11 protein-coding genes are annotated in these 16,685 nt (G+C 36.5%); all 11 read right to left on the minus strand.

Annotation, left to right across the window (positions count from 1 at the left end; translation table 11 throughout):
* Window positions 1–120: 120 nt before the first annotated feature.
* A complete protein-coding gene (locus MKX68_RS07045; RefSeq protein WP_340910387.1) occupies window positions 121–1,272 on the minus strand; it encodes a LicD family protein in 1,152 nt (383 codons plus the stop codon).
* Between the two features lie 54 nt (window positions 1,273–1,326).
* Window positions 1,327–2,637: a metallophosphoesterase family protein gene (locus MKX68_RS07050; RefSeq protein WP_340910389.1), complete on the minus strand. Its 1,311-nt coding sequence runs from the start codon at window positions 2,635–2,637 to the stop codon at window positions 1,327–1,329.
* A gap of 38 nt (window positions 2,638–2,675) precedes the next feature.
* Entirely contained in the window at window positions 2,676–3,776 is a 1,101-nt protein-coding gene (gene glf / locus MKX68_RS07055; protein WP_340910391.1) for a UDP-galactopyranose mutase, read from the minus strand.
* 70 nt (window positions 3,777–3,846) lie between these two features.
* Window positions 3,847–6,252: an adenylyltransferase/cytidyltransferase family protein gene (locus MKX68_RS07060; protein WP_340910393.1), complete on the minus strand. Its 2,406-nt coding sequence runs from the start codon at window positions 6,250–6,252 to the stop codon at window positions 3,847–3,849.
* Window positions 6,253–6,288: 36 nt separating this feature from the next.
* Window positions 6,289–7,659, minus strand: coding sequence for a glycosyltransferase family 2 protein (locus MKX68_RS07065; RefSeq protein WP_340910396.1), 1,371 nt, complete (start codon window positions 7,657–7,659; stop codon window positions 6,289–6,291).
* Between the two features lie 5 nt (window positions 7,660–7,664).
* Complete coding sequence (locus tag MKX68_RS07070) at window positions 7,665–9,248, minus strand: CDP-glycerol glycerophosphotransferase family protein (RefSeq protein ID WP_340910398.1); 1,584 nt, start codon at window positions 9,246–9,248, stop codon at window positions 7,665–7,667.
* 45 nt (window positions 9,249–9,293) lie between these two features.
* The gene (locus MKX68_RS07075; RefSeq protein ID WP_340910401.1) at window positions 9,294–10,535 is read right to left on the minus strand and encodes a rhamnan synthesis F family protein; all 1,242 of its coding nucleotides are present in this window, start codon (window positions 10,533–10,535) and stop codon (window positions 9,294–9,296) included.
* Between the two features lie 32 nt (window positions 10,536–10,567).
* Window positions 10,568–11,695, minus strand: a complete 1,128-nt coding sequence (locus MKX68_RS07080; protein ID WP_340910403.1) for a glycosyltransferase family 2 protein — start codon at window positions 11,693–11,695, stop codon at window positions 10,568–10,570.
* 73 nt (window positions 11,696–11,768) lie between these two features.
* Window positions 11,769–13,040, minus strand: a complete 1,272-nt coding sequence (locus MKX68_RS07085) for a glycosyltransferase family 2 protein (RefSeq protein ID WP_340910406.1) — start codon at window positions 13,038–13,040, stop codon at window positions 11,769–11,771.
* On the minus strand, window positions 12,983–14,188 hold the full coding sequence (locus MKX68_RS07090; RefSeq protein WP_340910408.1) for a hypothetical protein: 1,206 nt from the start codon (window positions 14,186–14,188) through the stop codon (window positions 12,983–12,985). The genes MKX68_RS07085 and MKX68_RS07090 overlap by 58 nt, the downstream gene beginning before the upstream one ends.
* A 171-nt stretch (window positions 14,189–14,359) precedes the next feature.
* Window positions 14,360–16,666, minus strand: a complete 2,307-nt coding sequence (locus MKX68_RS07095; protein WP_340910410.1) for an NTP transferase domain-containing protein — start codon at window positions 16,664–16,666, stop codon at window positions 14,360–14,362.
* Between the last annotated feature and the right edge of the window lie 19 nt (window positions 16,667–16,685).

A 16,685-nucleotide genomic window follows, 5' to 3' on the forward strand; every position in this document is an offset into this window, starting at 1 on the left:
GACTCCACATGCACCGTAAGCGGGAAGCACTCTTGATACTCCTATTACTGGAGAATTACGCTGACCAGGCTTCACTTCGCTGTACTATGATACAACTATGTCCACTTACTCCGTATTGTCCTAACTTTTCGTATATCCTAAGCCGTCAACAAAAAAGTAGTAATCAAATATATTCATTTCCTCAAGTTGCTTGGCTATTTCTCTATGATAGATGCTTGCAATAATCAGCCGTGAATTCTCATCCAATAACACAGTTAATTCGGAAGGAGACCGCACGGGTACACCATATGCTACACTCCCCCATGCGGCTTTACGATTATCAAAAGCGCACACCACATTCAACCCACTGCTGTAACGCTCCATCCAAATCCGCAAACTATCGCCCGCACCGAAGATATATACCTTTTTATTTTTAATATCGCACAGCATGTCAGTATAGGGACGAACATATTCTTTGTAAGACCGGCCCATATCCACAATACTAAGATCAATGTGCTTCGGTTTACGCTCCTTTGCATCAGGCTCGTATAGCCCGCCAGGATAAGATGCAATTAGTACTTCCTTATACCCCACAGGCACTGGAATTTTTAAATCTTCAAAGTTCATTTCTACACTTTTCGAAAACCATTTCTTGTCATACACTCTGCTGCCATGCTCGCCCATTACAACGGGGATAGAATAATATAACTGGTTAGAATACTTTGAGCAGAAGCGTTCATACCGCTCTGCAATAAAATCGTATTGCCCCGATATCCCACCAGCACCGTAGCAAAATGCCTCTTTATTTTCGGAGATCTCTGGCCCCTCACATTCATCAAGAGCAGTCGAAGCGTACATTTGAATTTGTACCTTCAATGCGGTTTCCTGAACACGTCTTGCAGCATCCCCGCTAGGCATATCGTCCAGAGGAAGGATGTCGATATAGGCTCCCATGTGACCGCCTCTCGTAAAACCATTAGGAAAGTTCGAGAGGACCGCTGTATCGCTTCGCCGCAGCCTTATAAAATGGGGAGCGGCAGCAGGATCATTCTGCGGTGTTTGCAAGAAATAGGGTTCATTAAACCAATTCTGTGAAAGCCGGAGACGATCATATTCCAAGCGTGGCAAAGCAATATCAATATCGTCATCCCACGGGATGAAACCTTTATGACGTACAGCGCCGAGAAGAGTTCCAAACATGGCAAACCACGTTAACTCTTCACGCTTTGCAACCCTTGTAAATTCTCTAAGAATATCAAGTTCAACAACCTGTAACTCTTTTAGTTTATTCACCAATTTAATTCTCCTAAGCTTAAATGTCACCGCACATTTTGGTGCACATTTTCATTAAAGCCACTTCGCCTTTCCATCCGAAACAAATTTATCTTTACCCGCACCAAACCTCACAAAGCGGATTTGTCTCTTTTCTGAATTGACGAGCATAATATCAAAGGCTTCTTGCGAGGTCTCGCCGAGTTTTCGATCAGGGGTAATAAAGCCTTCAGGCTTATATTCTGTGAACGCTTCACACTTTGAATTTACTATGGATATAATAGGGAACCCTTCTTCATTGTCCAAAAAGTCCCCATGGTTATGACCATTAATAAAGGCAAGAATTTTATCTGCATGATTGTTCAATGACCCTATTAACTCGTTTTCTCCACGTAGCTCTTTAGCCCAATGCTGTAAACGTCTAACAGGCGTGAGGTGAGAAAAGATAGCAACTTTCCAATCATCAGGTGTATTTTCCAGTTGTGTATTTAGCCACTGAATGCACTCTACGTTGTATCCATACCGAAATTTTTCATCCGGATCAAAGGAATCCAAGAATAAAAAACGCATCTTGTGTCTGCTAAAATCAACGTAATATCGCGGTTCATCTCTACCTAAATATAGCTCACATTGTTCTTTCAGTGAAAACGGGTCCGGGTTATTCCCGAAATAGTTTGTGTCATGATTGCCAAGCGTTACCCACAAAGGTATTCCACTCTTCTTCAAGTCTCCAAAAATCTGTTCTACATAATGCCGACTCACCTCGCGCGAGGTCATACCATCCGTAAAATCTCCGAGATGAATAATTCCATCAAGACCTATCTCCTTATGCAGTTGTTGAATGGAGGCAGAGGTGTCATCCCAAGTACCATTTACTGTATAATGTGTATCTGTTAATAATAGAAAGGGGATATCTCCATTTTCCCTTATACTCATAACCTGCTTTGAGACACGCTCTACTTCGTTTCTGAGCCACGGCTTCATTTCAGGCGGAGGAGTTTCATTTTTTTTAAATGAAAGAATATGATTGATGTCCTCAGAACTTTCAAATTCTGCTCCATTCATTTTCCTTAGACATACACGAAAGTAAACGGACTCTGTAAACACATAATCGTTTTGCCTGTAACTGTTCCCGCTCAAATCCTTTCGGTAAACCGTCCAGCTCTCATCTGGGGCATAGGCATACGTGTATATCCAACGATCCTGCACTTCCGCCGCATAGGTTGCAACGTTGAACTTATACTCGGAATTCTTTAGCCGCAATATGTCACCAGGTTGGGCCAAATAAAAAAGAGTGGTGCTTAGCATCTCAGGATGCCCTAACTCTTGTAAACCGTCACCCGCTCGTATTTTCAGCCCCACAAGACCAGTTAATGAAACCTCCAAGAAATCCACTCCCCAAATCCTATTTACAACGATGAGCTTTAAACCTTTTTCAGCTCTTTTCTTGCTGTATCTAGCGAATTCCTAACGATTTGCCACATATCGTAGTATTTGTATTCAGCTAGTCTGCCACCAAAAATTACGCCTTCTTCTTTATCCGCAAGCTCCTTGTAACTTAAATAACTAGCGTTATTTTTTTGATTATTAACCGGATAGTATGGTTCGTCCCCCGGTTGATACTCTTTTGAATATTCGCGTGTGACTACAGTTTTAGGCTGAGTGCCGAATTCGAAGTGTTTATGCTCAATAATACGGGTAAACGGCGTTGCCTGATCTGTGTAATTCACAACCGCATTACCTTGAAAATTGGACTGATCCAGAATATCTGATTCAAAATGGAGTGTGCGATACTCAAGTGGTCCGAATTGATACTCATAGAACTCGTCAAGCATTCCTGTGTATACTGTCTTCGTCGCGATTCCATCAAAATACTCTCTTTGTGCGAAATAGTCCGTATTCAGTCTAACCTCGCTACCTTCCAGTAACTTTTCAATGATTGGCGTATATCCTCCAACAGGTATTCCTTGATACTGGTCGTTAAAATAATTGTTATCCCATGTAAAACGAACGGGCAAGCGTTTGATAATGAATGCAGGCAAGTCCTTGCAGGCACGCCCCCATTGTTTTTCTGTATAGCCTTTAATCAGTTTTTCGTAAATATCACGACCAACCAACGAAAGAGCTTGCTCTTCAAGATTTTGCGGCTCGTCATATTGCACTCGTTGTTTCTCTATAATCTTTTCTGCTTCTGTCGGATCAGAAACTCCCCATAACCGATAGAATGTATTCATATTAAAAGGCAGATTGTACATCTCGCCATTAAAATTTGCTACTGGCGAGTTGGTATAACGATTAAATGTAGCAAAACGATTCACATAATCCCATACTTCTTTATCGTTGGTATGAAAAATATGGGCACCATATTTGTGCACATTAATACCTTCCACTTGTTCCGTATAAATATTTCCTCCGACATGGTCTCGTTTATCGATTACTAAGCATGTTTTATTACACTTCATGGCTTCATATGCAAATATAGCGCCGAAGGGTCCTGCACCAACAATCAAGTAGTCGTACTTCATTAAAAATCACCGCCTTTTTAGAGTTCTAACAGCTTTTCATCCCGGCTTCCCATCAGAACGATAAGCCTCTTCATGACGGAGTTTGACCTGCGATTTGTTCTCTTATTGCCTTTTGCAGCATAGATGAACTTGTGCTTTGTGTGTAAGGAAAAAACTCTAGCTCCGAGCCTAAACTACGAAGCTGTGTTTGAAGTCTTGTCCAATGAAGCTCATGGTCACTACCCGAAAACAAGCAGCCGTAACGAAGCTCTTTCCAGGCATCTATTTTATTTGTATTGTTCTTATCAATCGGAATAACTCTATCCACATATTTGCATTGCTTAACAATCTCAATACGCTCCTCAAATGGGATGAACGGAGTCTTATTCTTTTCATTTTCTATAATTTCATCTGTTAATACGCCTGCAATCAAGTAATGACTGCGCTCCTTGCATCTTTTCAAAAGATTAAGATGACCGATATGAAACAAGTCAAACGCTCCTGTTACATAACCTATATTAAATTTTCCTTCAGATTGGGTATCCGCGATAGTAAATGGCAATAAGTCATCCATACTTTTCTGGTAGATACGATAACTGTCCTCATAGATACCCATAGCATTTAATTGCTCAACAATTGGTTGATAGTTTGCAACGGCTATAACAATTCGATATGTTCCATAGATAAGTCGACTGGCTTCATCAGGAGAATTTATAACGATCCCTCGTTTGACTGTATCCCATACATCCTGGTTGTTATCCATTATAAATTCAATTTTATACTGCTCTCCGTATTTATCTATAAAATAATCTGCATATTTACCTGATCCAAAAAGAACGAGTTTTCTATCATTGAGGCCTGAAACGGGGTCAAAAAGCTTAATTGAACGATCACTGCTCAATTTCATCGTCCTCCTGTTGCTTCTAAGAATGTATTCTGAATCATTCATCCACGTTGAACGTCCAGTATATATATCTTTATTTACGATCTTTCTGCTTAACTCGCCTTCCGTTTTCAAATAATACTTCCACAAACTTTTTAACTCATATTTTTCCTGCATTTCTTCAAGTGGAATCAGTTTAACTATCTCAGGTATAAAATTATAGATATCATGCACAGCCCGAAACATTACATATCCTGCCGGGCAGTGGTTCATGGTATATTCCTGATCAAAAAACAATAGTTCTCCATCCAGAAAGAAACAATTCACTGGAATCATTTCAATATAAGCCTTCTTAAGTATAGGTCCCCAATTTTCATTAGGAGCCATGCTTGAAAAAGAATTTTCAGAAGTATAATCCGATGAGTTCAGGATGTGCTTGTATAATACATCCAAGTAATCAAAAATAGCTTGAGTATCCTGATCCTTGATCAACTTTCTTAGATAATTCGATAATGTTGGGGCTTCGATCTTATCCATAACTGCCATGCCGTTTTCCATCGTTATGTTAAGCGAAGGTATGTTTCTTTTTATCTGCTCTTCTGCATTTCGTTTTAATTCTTCAAGGCCTGATATCCCTTCATCATATATGGGTATCTTTCTTACCTTGTTGTCACTAGAGATAACCGTAGCAAAAGATCTGTTACGGTTTCTTTCCGAAGAAAGAGCAGAATACAGTATATTAGTGTGTTTAACATCACTTCCGCACTCGACAATAAAATAATTAGAAAATGAAGTCAGTACATTATTCTGAGCAAGCTTACGATACAGGGTCTTTTCACTTAAAACTCTCTCTTCGTTTTTGGAGATATATGACTTTATGCGCTCTGATATATCCTCTTTTGGAGGATAATCATCTGTATAGATAAGTTGAGGATTTCTGTAGTCAGGAAATGGATAATATAGCTTTACAGATTTAAAATTCATCTCTCCAAGAAAATGAAGAAGTTCGCTGCGGGTAAATCGATGCGTACCAGCGTGATTATCAGTTATTCCTTCAAACGGCAATCCCGATTGAGTGTCTCTTTCTCCACAAAAAAAACGAGCACCCATGCGATTTGGAATTACAGCAAGGACTTTTCCTTTTGGAGAGAGCATACTTTTCATAGCTGAAAAATAAATCTCATAGTCTTTTTCACATAAACGATCAACGCTTTCGTCAATGGCCCAAATGATATAATCGAAAAGTTGCTCAGAATTTTTTTGAAACTCTATCACATCGGAATGTATCACACTAAGATTGTTGACATCTTTCATACGCTTTTGAAGAAAGTGCGCACGGTAACCGTCCTTTTCCACAACGATATTGTTTTGCGTTCTTCTGCATATGCTCATTAAGAAAGCACCAAATGAGCCTCCGATCACCAATACGTTCGAAGTGCTCTCAAATGGGTACCATGCGAACAAACTATTTGGAATATCGCTTAGGTAGCGTGAAACTTCCAAACGCTGATCTTTTCTAATAACATCTATGAAATTATTATCAGGATGCGAATGGATGTATGCCCCTATATCCGCATCGATCTCATTTAACGGATGAGGAATACCGTTAGTCATAACGTAGCTCCGTTCGTTAAAAATTTGAATAACTGGCTATTTACTATGCAAATAAGCTTTACTTAAAAATAATATATCCGCATCTAAGGTATACTCAAAAATACGATCGTCTGCAATGCCCATACCTGCTAATTGGTCCTTAATTTCCTGACGATGAGCCTTGTTAGCCACAATATATGATGCTTGGGGATAATCCCGAACAGCCTGTTCCGGCGAAATTATGGGCTTACCTTGTAATTGACTGCCCCACAAATAGGAATTATTATCACAATAAGCTTCCATTTGATCTACTCCGTTTAACTCTAGCAAAATCGGAAGGAATCCTCCTAAGTAACCCGATCCAAAAACAACAATCGGCTGAGCAGAAGACAACCTGCTTAATAAAATAGAGAGAATACTACGTTTTTCATTTTCGATCTTTATATAATATTCATATAAATCTATCGGATTTTTTATCAATAATTCTAACTCTGACCACTCTTTAGTTAATAACTGTTTAGAAGCAATATAATTATTAGCCATAATTAGTTTCAATCTGTCAGAGATAATTTGCATATCCGATACTGCCGAATCCCAGACACTGCCCGAAATTGCCATTAATCTAATTCTTTGATTTGTTTGACGAAACATTTTGCAAAAGCTCAATGTAAGCCAATCTTCGTCTTGATTTTGAAGCATACCCTCTGCATATTGATACTCTTCAACAATGTAACGGAATGCCTTGTGATTATATATAGATGAATTTGGATTATCTTGTCGGTAATGATAAAGTACTTTATCCATATAAATTGCTTTTTGCGCTTTACAAAAGGTCTGAAAAAGAAAACCAATGTCTTGATAGGCCGCACCATGAGTTTCATTCAATTTTATCTTTTTGACAAAATCAGTTCTGTAAAGACCTGTCCATAAGTAGTAGTCTTTGAGAATAAGTTCCGGTGTTATGCCTGGGTTAATATATACTGAACCTTGATTTGATGCAAATTCCTTTTTGCTAAAAACTTCAATTTGACTGGTATACGTTATCTCTTCGGCTTGTCCTGCCAAAAACCTTACAGCACTACCCTTAACATAATCCGCTTGCGATTCTGCAGCTTGATTGTATAAAATTTCATACATATTTAACTCTACATAATCATCCGTTTCCACAACTCCAATATATTCACCATGAGCCATTGAGATCCCCAGGTTCATTTGATAGCCGTAGCTTTTTCTATCAGAGTGTATAATGTGGAGTCGGTTGTCTTCTGATTCGAACTTTTTCAGTATTTCAAGAGTCCCGTCTGTTGACCCCGCATCTACAACAATGATCTCTATATCTCTCAGCGTTTGGTTTACTACGCTCTCCATACACTGTTCAATATAATCTGCCACGTTTAAGGAAGGCATAATTACTGAAACTTTAGGCATTTCATTTAACTCCTTATACCATCAATTAATTCCAATATAAATTTGGCCGCCCTTTCACTGGCATGTCCGTCTTCATGCACACCATACTTTTCCATAAAAAGATCAACTTGTCTCACATAATCTTCCTGGTTAAAATTCTCAATATTATATGCCAGCTCTTCGTTTGATTCCGCAATGGGAAAAGGCAGAGTGTCATAGTCAATCAGCAGCTTGCGTTCGCCGTTGATGTATTCCTTACGGTCAGGCGCAAATAAAAACACCGGCTTTCTTACAAAAGCAGGCTCAAACATAATGCTTGAATAATCCGTAATCATTGCATCTGCAGCGGCAACAAGTTCTTGACTGTCAGGATAATTGCTCGCATCAATAACGTAATCTAATAATTTTATTGATTGGCTTGTTTCGGATACTAATGGATGTAATCTTAAAAGTACACACCACTCATCAGAAAATCTACTAGCCAGCTTTTTAACTATTAATTCGTAATTGATATTTGTTTCATACGCCTCACGTATATTAGATCCACCTTGCTTGTAGCGAAAGGTCGGTGCATACAGCATGATTTTTTTACTATTATCAAAATTATAATAGCTGCATATTTTTTGTCTGTATTTACTCTCATTAAAAAGAATATCAGAACGGGGTGAACCCGCCTGTATAATCTCACCTTCAAAGCCAAAGCCGCTTCTGCAAGTATCTGTATCAAATTTACTGCCTGTAATAATGTAGTCCATCATTTCTGAATTGTGTTTGCACATCGCAATTTCAACAGTGTCGTTGCGATATGTTGTAAAATCGAATCCAAACGTTTTCAATGTAACGCTGGACCAATGCTTAACTTGTACATAAATTTGCTCTTTTCGTTTATGAATGTCTAATGGAACCATATCATCGTGTATCCATATCTTAGCAGTCCGCATCTCATGAACATATTTCTTTCGATTTTTCCAAAATACAAGTCTAACACCTTTTGGCACATTTAACGTCAAATCGCTAACAATCCAAACAATGTCCAAATCAGTGCGCATTTTTAAGAGCTGCTCAGCAATATATTTACCATGCCCGAAATAACCACCCGTGGTATAAAATACAAGCTTGTTTGGTTCAATTTTATCGGTACTTTTCGTTACGATACTATTAATAATATAATCTTTAGCTTTAATGAAGGATTTTCTTCTTATAGCTTCCATTGCAATCAATGAAAAATAATTGTTTACTCCTAAGCTTTCAAGTTGTTCTGCAATTTGTTCCGATGCGTTAAGATTAGCAATTAGAATAACAATATTATCATTATTAAACCGATTTAAGACAGATACATCCAAAACTTTATTTTCCTGACACTTATCAAATGCATTTTTATCAATAAAATAATCAATTGGAAGCCCTTGTTTTTTTTCATCATTATCAATAATACCTACAATAATGTCTGTATAATTTTCAAAATAGAAATCAGCACCGTAACCGATACCGAATATAAACACGGATTTATTTTTTGCAAAAGCCCAAAAATCCCCCCACGTTTGGAAATTAAATTTATCTATGTCAAATCTATAATTAGTATCACTTGATTTTTTTTTTTCGAGATCCATATTAAGCATCATTCCTTTCACTATGCTCAAGGCAAATCACTCAATTTAGTATGCACACCAATTATATAGAGCACTTGCAGACAGCTGCTTCTTTTTTAAATTCCCAAAAATATTTTCCTGATATTTCTGGTTGGCGGCTATGATTACAAGTGTTTCGTTGTCAAATTCAATTTCATTAAAAGGATATACCGGGATGCTTTCAATTACGGGCTCATTTCTATTCATCTCTGAAACAATAAAAGCCTCCACTTTTATGCCAATAAACTTCATAAAATGAAGACAATCTTTTCCTAATAAACCCGCTCCATATATATATACTTTTTTGTAACTTTGATGCATTTTTTTCAATTCTGAAGACCTAGCATCAAATTGATTTAAATCATATATATACCGAAGACCTAATGAACTTCGAAGCCTTTCAAATGCCTTTGATAAGGCGCTCGTAAAATATCCTAAGCTTTCTTCTGCATATCGGTCTGTCATAACCCATTTACTTTCGTATCCCGCATCCTTAGCGACATATTCCAAAATCCGCTCAACTGCATGACTTAATGTTCCATCATCAGCCAATGGTTCAGCATCAAAATCCTCGTATTTCCACTCATGTTCAAATAGCTTTCTTAAAGCACTAACCCTTGCCCAGTATACTGTTCCTAAAGCCATTGGAGAGATTTCTTTGTTGATATCGCAATTCAAGTTAAGACAACCTGCCAACTTGATAGTATTTTCATAATTGTTAAACCAGTTATTCCTATATGCAAAAGAGAGGCGCTCACTAACTGGAATTGGTGGCAGTAGTAAACCCACTTGCTTATGTTTATCAAAATAAGCAAGTACATTACAGATATATGTTGCACTACCTAACATATTTTCCCATTGACTATATATCCAATTGTCCGTATCGGCTTTCATTTCTGGATCTTTTTCCTTTTTATCATGTAGGAAGCAAATATACTCATATTTCAAAATTTCTTTTCGGCAAGCTACTAAAAAAGAGCTAATATCCCTACCCCGATTGTTCTTTTGTATCATTCTACAGTTTTCTCTACTGTTAGCATAAATATCAATTTTACTGCGCAACTCATCATTAGAGGTGGTGAAGAAAAGAGTAATTTCTTGAGGAATATGATCAAGATATTCTTTATATTGCTCGAAAGTATCTGAATAATGCAGATGAATAACCACAGCAACCCGATTACGTAAAGTTTGATTATCATAGCGATCTGTTAAGTAGTTAATTGGAAGAATACAATTTTGACTCTCCAAATTTTCAAAAGCAATACCCATAATACTTCTCACAACTCCCCAAAAAATATGTTTTACTCGCTCAACCCAGTACTATTTATTTCTTTCAGAATATCTAATAATGAAAGGACTTCAAAAGAGCAATATTTTTCAATCTCTCTTTTAATTTCATGAAAAGAATTTACTGGTGATACGACAATCGCATCAACCTTTTGCATATTCTTGTGAAGTGAAACTACAGAAATATCAACATTTTTCACATCGCTTCTTTTGTCTATGCAATAGGCTACTTTGAATCCACTATCGATCAGAATTTCATATAATTGTTTTCCGTATACCCCGAATCCATATATGGCAATATCCCGTATATCTTTCAAGTGAAAATATTCTTTAAACTGATTCGAGGATATCCCGCTTAATAATATTTCAAGCTCGTGATAATCTTCGTATTTCGATATTTTGGAATCTGTCATGAATCTGAATTTTTTTTCCTGAATATCGTTCATGAAGTTCAACTTCATAAATATGTCTTTGAAATTCTGACCTGAGCGACTCATTTGCTTCCAAATGAAAGAAGTGTTATTACCATCTTCCTCATGTGTATATAAAATATCATCATTAATATTAACCGTGATGTTATTAGCCATCATAGTCGCCCATAAGAAATGATCATCCCATCCATTATGCATCATTACATGATTAAGCCAATCTGGAGGTATACTTTTTCTTTTGATAAGCAGCTGTCCTAATGAAACCAAAGGATAACCATGATCCAAGTATTCTTCAAAGGAATTTTCATTTTTCATAGGGTTAGATAGAGAAAAGATCGTTTCGCCATTTCTGTATAACCCATTACAGATTACTGCGTCCTCTTCCTCTATATGCTGTAACTGACTCTTAAGATAATTCTCGTTCAATGTGTCATCTTGATCCAGAAACACAATGTATTCTCCCGTTGCGTATTGTGCTCCAACAATTCGAGAGTAATGAATACCCATATTACGTTGATTATCTAGTACAGAAATGGATACCATGGATTGATTCTTCCACTGAGGCAAGATAATAGGTTGTTCAGGAGAATCATTAACAAAGATAATTTCGAGTCTAATATCATCCGCCACAACCCATTTTTGTACCATATCAACTATATTTTCAATATATTTGTTTCCTTTATATATTGGAACTATTACACTGCATATCATCTTTTCTCCCCCAGTTCTGAGGCCATAGAGCGCATCGAATAAGCATTATTTTTTAGGTCTTCTTAAAAGTAATCTATGTTAAACTCTGCTCTATTAAAAACATTGGATTTTCTAAATATTTTTTATCAATCCAACGTATTTTATTCTCGTCTACTCCCATTGAAATCAGATCATTTTTAGCACTAACATATGCATCTCTACTAAAAATAGCAATGATTAAATAGTCAAAATCAAGATTGACTATTTCTCTTGGATTTTTGACGCTTAAATCAGTAAATGAAGCATAATTTTTATCTGCCCAATAAACAATATGACAGCACTGATTGCTTAAGATGTAATTATAAAGTTGTATTCCAACCGCACCGGCCCCGTACAGTACAATTCTGGAACCTTTTTTAACTCCACCGAATGGGACTAGATACAAATCTGATTCCTTAACGTCAAATGCATCCATGGCTTTAGATAAAAATAAATACATTACAAAATAATTTAACTGGCTTTCAATACTTTCTTCAAAGCCCGGAGCATTAAATCTTTTTAACCAATCAGAATAATTATTTTTAACCACAGTAGGAATATCATTTCTTCTTGTGCGTTTAGTTGAATCATTCCTTATTCTATAATGATAGAAGCATTTATGTGTAACATATATTGACTGAGAGTTAACTACGCTAGGGAACACACACATAACGTCGTCGACAAGATTATTGCTCTTTTCAGGAATCATCTGGTAATCAACTATGCATTCTTTGTAGAAGAGCTTAGTAACCATGTATGGAAAAATTCCATGCTGAAAAAAATTACCTGTATATATTATTGTCGGTATAATATCCGAAAACTTCTTATCATTATAAAATCCTTCATTATAAAAAGGTTTACGCACCACCTCTTTATCTGTATAAGTATCAATTACACCCGATTCGACAATCAGAGCTCCCGACTGCTTGGCAAGTCTATACAAAGTCTCATACATCTCCGGTTCAATCCAATCATCCCCATCAACATAGCCAATGTATATCCCATTCGCAGTCTCCATCCCTTTTTTCCTTGCACTATCCTGTCCGCCATTCATCTTATGTACTACCTTTATTCTTTTGTCTTTGGCAGCATACTCATCACAGATGTCAGGACTTTTATCCATAGATCCATCATTAACCAGTATTATCTCAATATTTTTATAAGTCTGATTTACAATACTTGCAATACACTGTCGTAAATATGGTTCAACATTATATATGGGTACTATAACGCTTATTAGTTCATCCATAATTACATTCCTTTCATTGATCAGACTTCTTTTTTTAACCAGATACTTCCACCATGTGGAGTTGCTTTCAAAGGCCATTTTTCCATGATTGTATTCATATGCTGTTTCTCCATCATATTTTGAAAATATTGTATCGAGTAGTTTTTATTATTCTGGAGAAATGCTCTGAGTACATATAGTTCATTCCAGACCATGCCATTCTTCAAAATCCAGTCTTTCGGATATTCAAATGGATAAAATATATCATGCAGATGAATATATACACCTTTTTTTAGTCTTGGGAATATTTCAAAAAACAAATAATTAACATCAGAATTCACCTTTGATACATGTGTTGAGTCAATAAATAGAATATCTCCACAATCAAGAGTTTCAAAATAATCAATTGGCATATCTTGCAATCCACAGACATTTAGCTCAATGTTATCTGTTGTTTTAAGCAAAGAATTTAATAATGCAGGATATGGCTCAATAAATGACAATTTAATCTTGTTTTCAAAATAATACTCATTCGTATCAAGTGTCACAGCAGAAGTATACCCCGACCCAACCTCAATCAGCTTATTAGGTTTGATTATCCTCAGCATGCAATGTAGTCCTATTGCATCACCGGCACCAAAATTATTATTATTATAGTGATACCTTAAATTATTAGCCTTCGTAATGGCTACAGAATCATTCCAGGCTGGCAAAGTTGTATACATTTGAAACATATCTTCTAAAATAGATAACTGATGTCCTGTATTAAAATCAATGTCCCGTACTGGTTTGTTGTTACTGAAGATTTTGTCAGCATTCTTACTGATTTCTTCGAAATCTGGATACAACGAATAAAAATGACCTATAGGAAATAGATCACTTTCGGTAACTGGATAAAATTGCAATATCTCCATCAAATCTTCGGGAAATATACAAACCACACCAACTTCCTTTAATTGACGATAAACACTCTCCTTATTTGCAGGTGACCTAAGTGACACAAAAACCAATACATCATCAGCAATCTTTTGCAAATCCGCTACTGAAATACAAGGAATATTATCAATAATGGTCCCTTGTTTATCAGGATTGTTATCACAAAAAAAATCAATTCTGATCCCGCTATTAATTAATTTCCGTGATATCAACGCCCCAAAACTACCCGAACCAAAAATGACATTGTACTTTATTTGTTTATCTGTAATTGAAGTTTGGTACCGCTCAAAAACAGTCCTTATACTATTCAATCTGGCTATCTCCCTCAACATTACAGACTCTACAGGGCACTACCACGAAATTCTTGTAATGAGGTAAATGCCCTAAGGAGCGCTATAATATATTAGTTTAATTGTGAATTACATTTGATATCTTTGAAATAACATGGAACTATACTAAACCATACAGATGAAAAACAGCCTCTATTGTATAAACTTTTTGAAATATGCAGCTGTTGCATCATCAAAAGTATACTGAATCTTTTTAGGTGGCATGCCTGACAGCAAGCGCTGAACTTTTCTTTCATCCACATTTGGCAAAGAAATTTCATATATAACTTCTGCTATTGCTTTCATCGTTTCCTTTGGCCAACCGTAACGCGCTATTTCCTGAGTACCCAGTCTGATTCCATAACCGTAAAATAGCTTTTTGTTCTTTTTATTCAATGTAATCCCAAATCGTATTCCATTCTCAAATATTCTGTCCATCGTTTCCTTATCTGTATAGATAAAGGCCTCATGTGTATTGGTATATTTGTTGTCGTCGACTCTACCAACATTAAATCCGCGTTCTTCCAACTCTGCAGACAAAACATTTGAAAGCTCCACAATGTGCTCTTGATAAGACTTGCCAAAAGTTTCAAATTCAATCATGGCAAACAATAGACTTACTTTCTGATGCATCTGTGTATGGCGTATATAAATAGGATTAATGCTTGTTTCCAATCGCTTATGCAATTCATCACTATTCGTCAGGATTAAACCACTTGCAGGCCCAGGAAATGTTTTATGCGTGCCTCCAAACATCACCATATTATCGATCCTTTTTATCGGATTATCGATTAAATCTGCAGCGATTAAACCTAACAACTGACTGGCATCATATAAAATAGTGGTATTGGCTGTATCAATTCTATCAAAATCGAATGCTCGTACAATATCCGAAGGAGCAAGCAAAACAAACTTTATATTCTCATCACGAACTTGACGATTTAATTCTTCATAATTGATATCTTGCTTTTCAAAATCAAACGGAACTTCACCAACTTCAAGTCCCAATCTTTCTGCAATTGGCTTAACAGAAGCATGGCCCCCTGCGGCAGCTCCTAGATTCAAAATACGGTCTCCAATTTGTGTTAAAGAAGAAAGCACCATCATAAGGCAATTCATCCCTGTAAGCGTTCTTGCATCAGAATACTTAGCACCAAATAATTTGTAACATTGATCAGAAATCATTTGATAAAACGGTAGCAAGTAAGAACTTCCTATAAAGTTATCCTGTTCTGAATAAGAATATGTGTTCCCGACAATATATCTTTCCTGAAATCCCATCGAAAGAGGCATATTGGCAAATGGCGATATCACGTTCTCGGCTGCACATAATGGTAGGGTTCTATCATAATAAGATATAAAACTTTCTGTCAAATTAACCAATTCCTGTATTTCGTTGTCATATCGCTTTATATCGAGAACCTTCAAATCTTTTGTAATACGACAGATATATCTTTTTTGTTCAAAAGTAAATGTGAATCCGCGCCCCAGATCCTCTTTTGTAATAGGTTTGAAGTTTCTTAAATTATTTTCACTTGTATTCATTTCTTCTGCTATCTGACCGAGCAGGGCAGATTGAGCATCATTACAATATGAAGTATCAAATTCGCGTAATTCTTCAAGAGAATCAAATTCGTAAATTATATTTCCACTACAACGTTTCGCATACATATACAACTCACTAAGATGTTCATCCTGGATATCCGCCCAGAATTTTTGCATGGTTTTGGGATCGTTATATTCCTTATCCAGTATCTCTAAGAAAGCTTTCGAGAATCTATCATTGAAAAATGCATATCCCAGGGTTACCCATGTATCTGATCCGCCATAAAATGTATTACAAATTTGATCGTGTACATCTGTTTCAATACCACGTTCCTCCGTTGCCCCTTCTTTGTAAACAGTGCAATAGTAAGCGTCGAATGCATACTTTCGGAAAATATTTTCATTGAAATATAGGTCTGCCGATGTAATTATGGTATTTTTAAGGTGTTCTCTTGCTGCGTAAACACTTGCATGATTATTACGTACTTTATATGTGTCTGTTTCTACCAACTTAACACCATATTTTTCAATTAAATACGTAAACATATGTTTCATGTGACCTACAACAATGATAATCTCTGAAATCCCAGCTTCTTTCAGTTGGCGTATTTGTCTTTCAATCATGACTTCGCCTTTTACCTCTAATAGAGCCTTGGGTTTTTCGAAACAAAGAGGTACAAAACGCGAAGACACCCCTGCGGCTAAAATAATAGCATTGTCAATAACATGCTCACTTAAATACCCCTCACCCTTTTGAGTAAGCTTATCCTCAGCAATGTATTTATCATATACAAGGCTTCTGTATTCTTGTTCTATAATTGAATAAGGTTTAAATAGTTTTCGGGCATACTCCTTGACGTCCCAGCTATTCTCGTCCTTGATAAGGAGCATAATATCAAACATGATCTTATTCATTGCGTTTCCTCCAATAAGT

The organism is Paenibacillus sp. FSL M8-0212 (assembly GCF_038004645.1).
Lineage (GTDB): Bacteria > Bacillota > Bacilli > Paenibacillales > Paenibacillaceae > Paenibacillus.

Bases quoted from the DNA above. Each gene is read 5' to 3' on its own strand.
- glf (WP_340910391.1), bottom strand. From the start codon at position 3,776: ATGAAGTACGACTACTTGATTGTTGGTGCAGGACCCTTCGGCGCTATA.
- MKX68_RS07060 (WP_340910393.1), bottom strand. From the start codon at position 6,252: ATGACTAACGGTATTCCTCATCCGTTAAATGAGATCGATGCGGATATA.
- MKX68_RS07065 (WP_340910396.1), bottom strand. From the start codon at position 7,659: ATGCCTAAAGTTTCAGTAATTATGCCTTCCTTAAACGTGGCAGATTAT.
- MKX68_RS07070 (WP_340910398.1), bottom strand. From the start codon at position 9,248: ATGGATCTCGAAAAAAAAAAATCAAGTGATACTAATTATAGATTTGAC.
- MKX68_RS07075 (WP_340910401.1), bottom strand. From the start codon at position 10,535: ATGGGTATTGCTTTTGAAAATTTGGAGAGTCAAAATTGTATTCTTCCA.
- MKX68_RS07080 (WP_340910403.1), bottom strand. From the start codon at position 11,695: ATGATATGCAGTGTAATAGTTCCAATATATAAAGGAAACAAATATATT.
- MKX68_RS07085 (WP_340910406.1), bottom strand. From the start codon at position 13,040: ATGGCCTTTGAAAGCAACTCCACATGGTGGAAGTATCTGGTTAAAAAA.
- MKX68_RS07095 (WP_340910410.1), bottom strand. From the start codon at position 16,666: ATGAATAAGATCATGTTTGATATTATGCTCCTTATCAAGGACGAGAAT.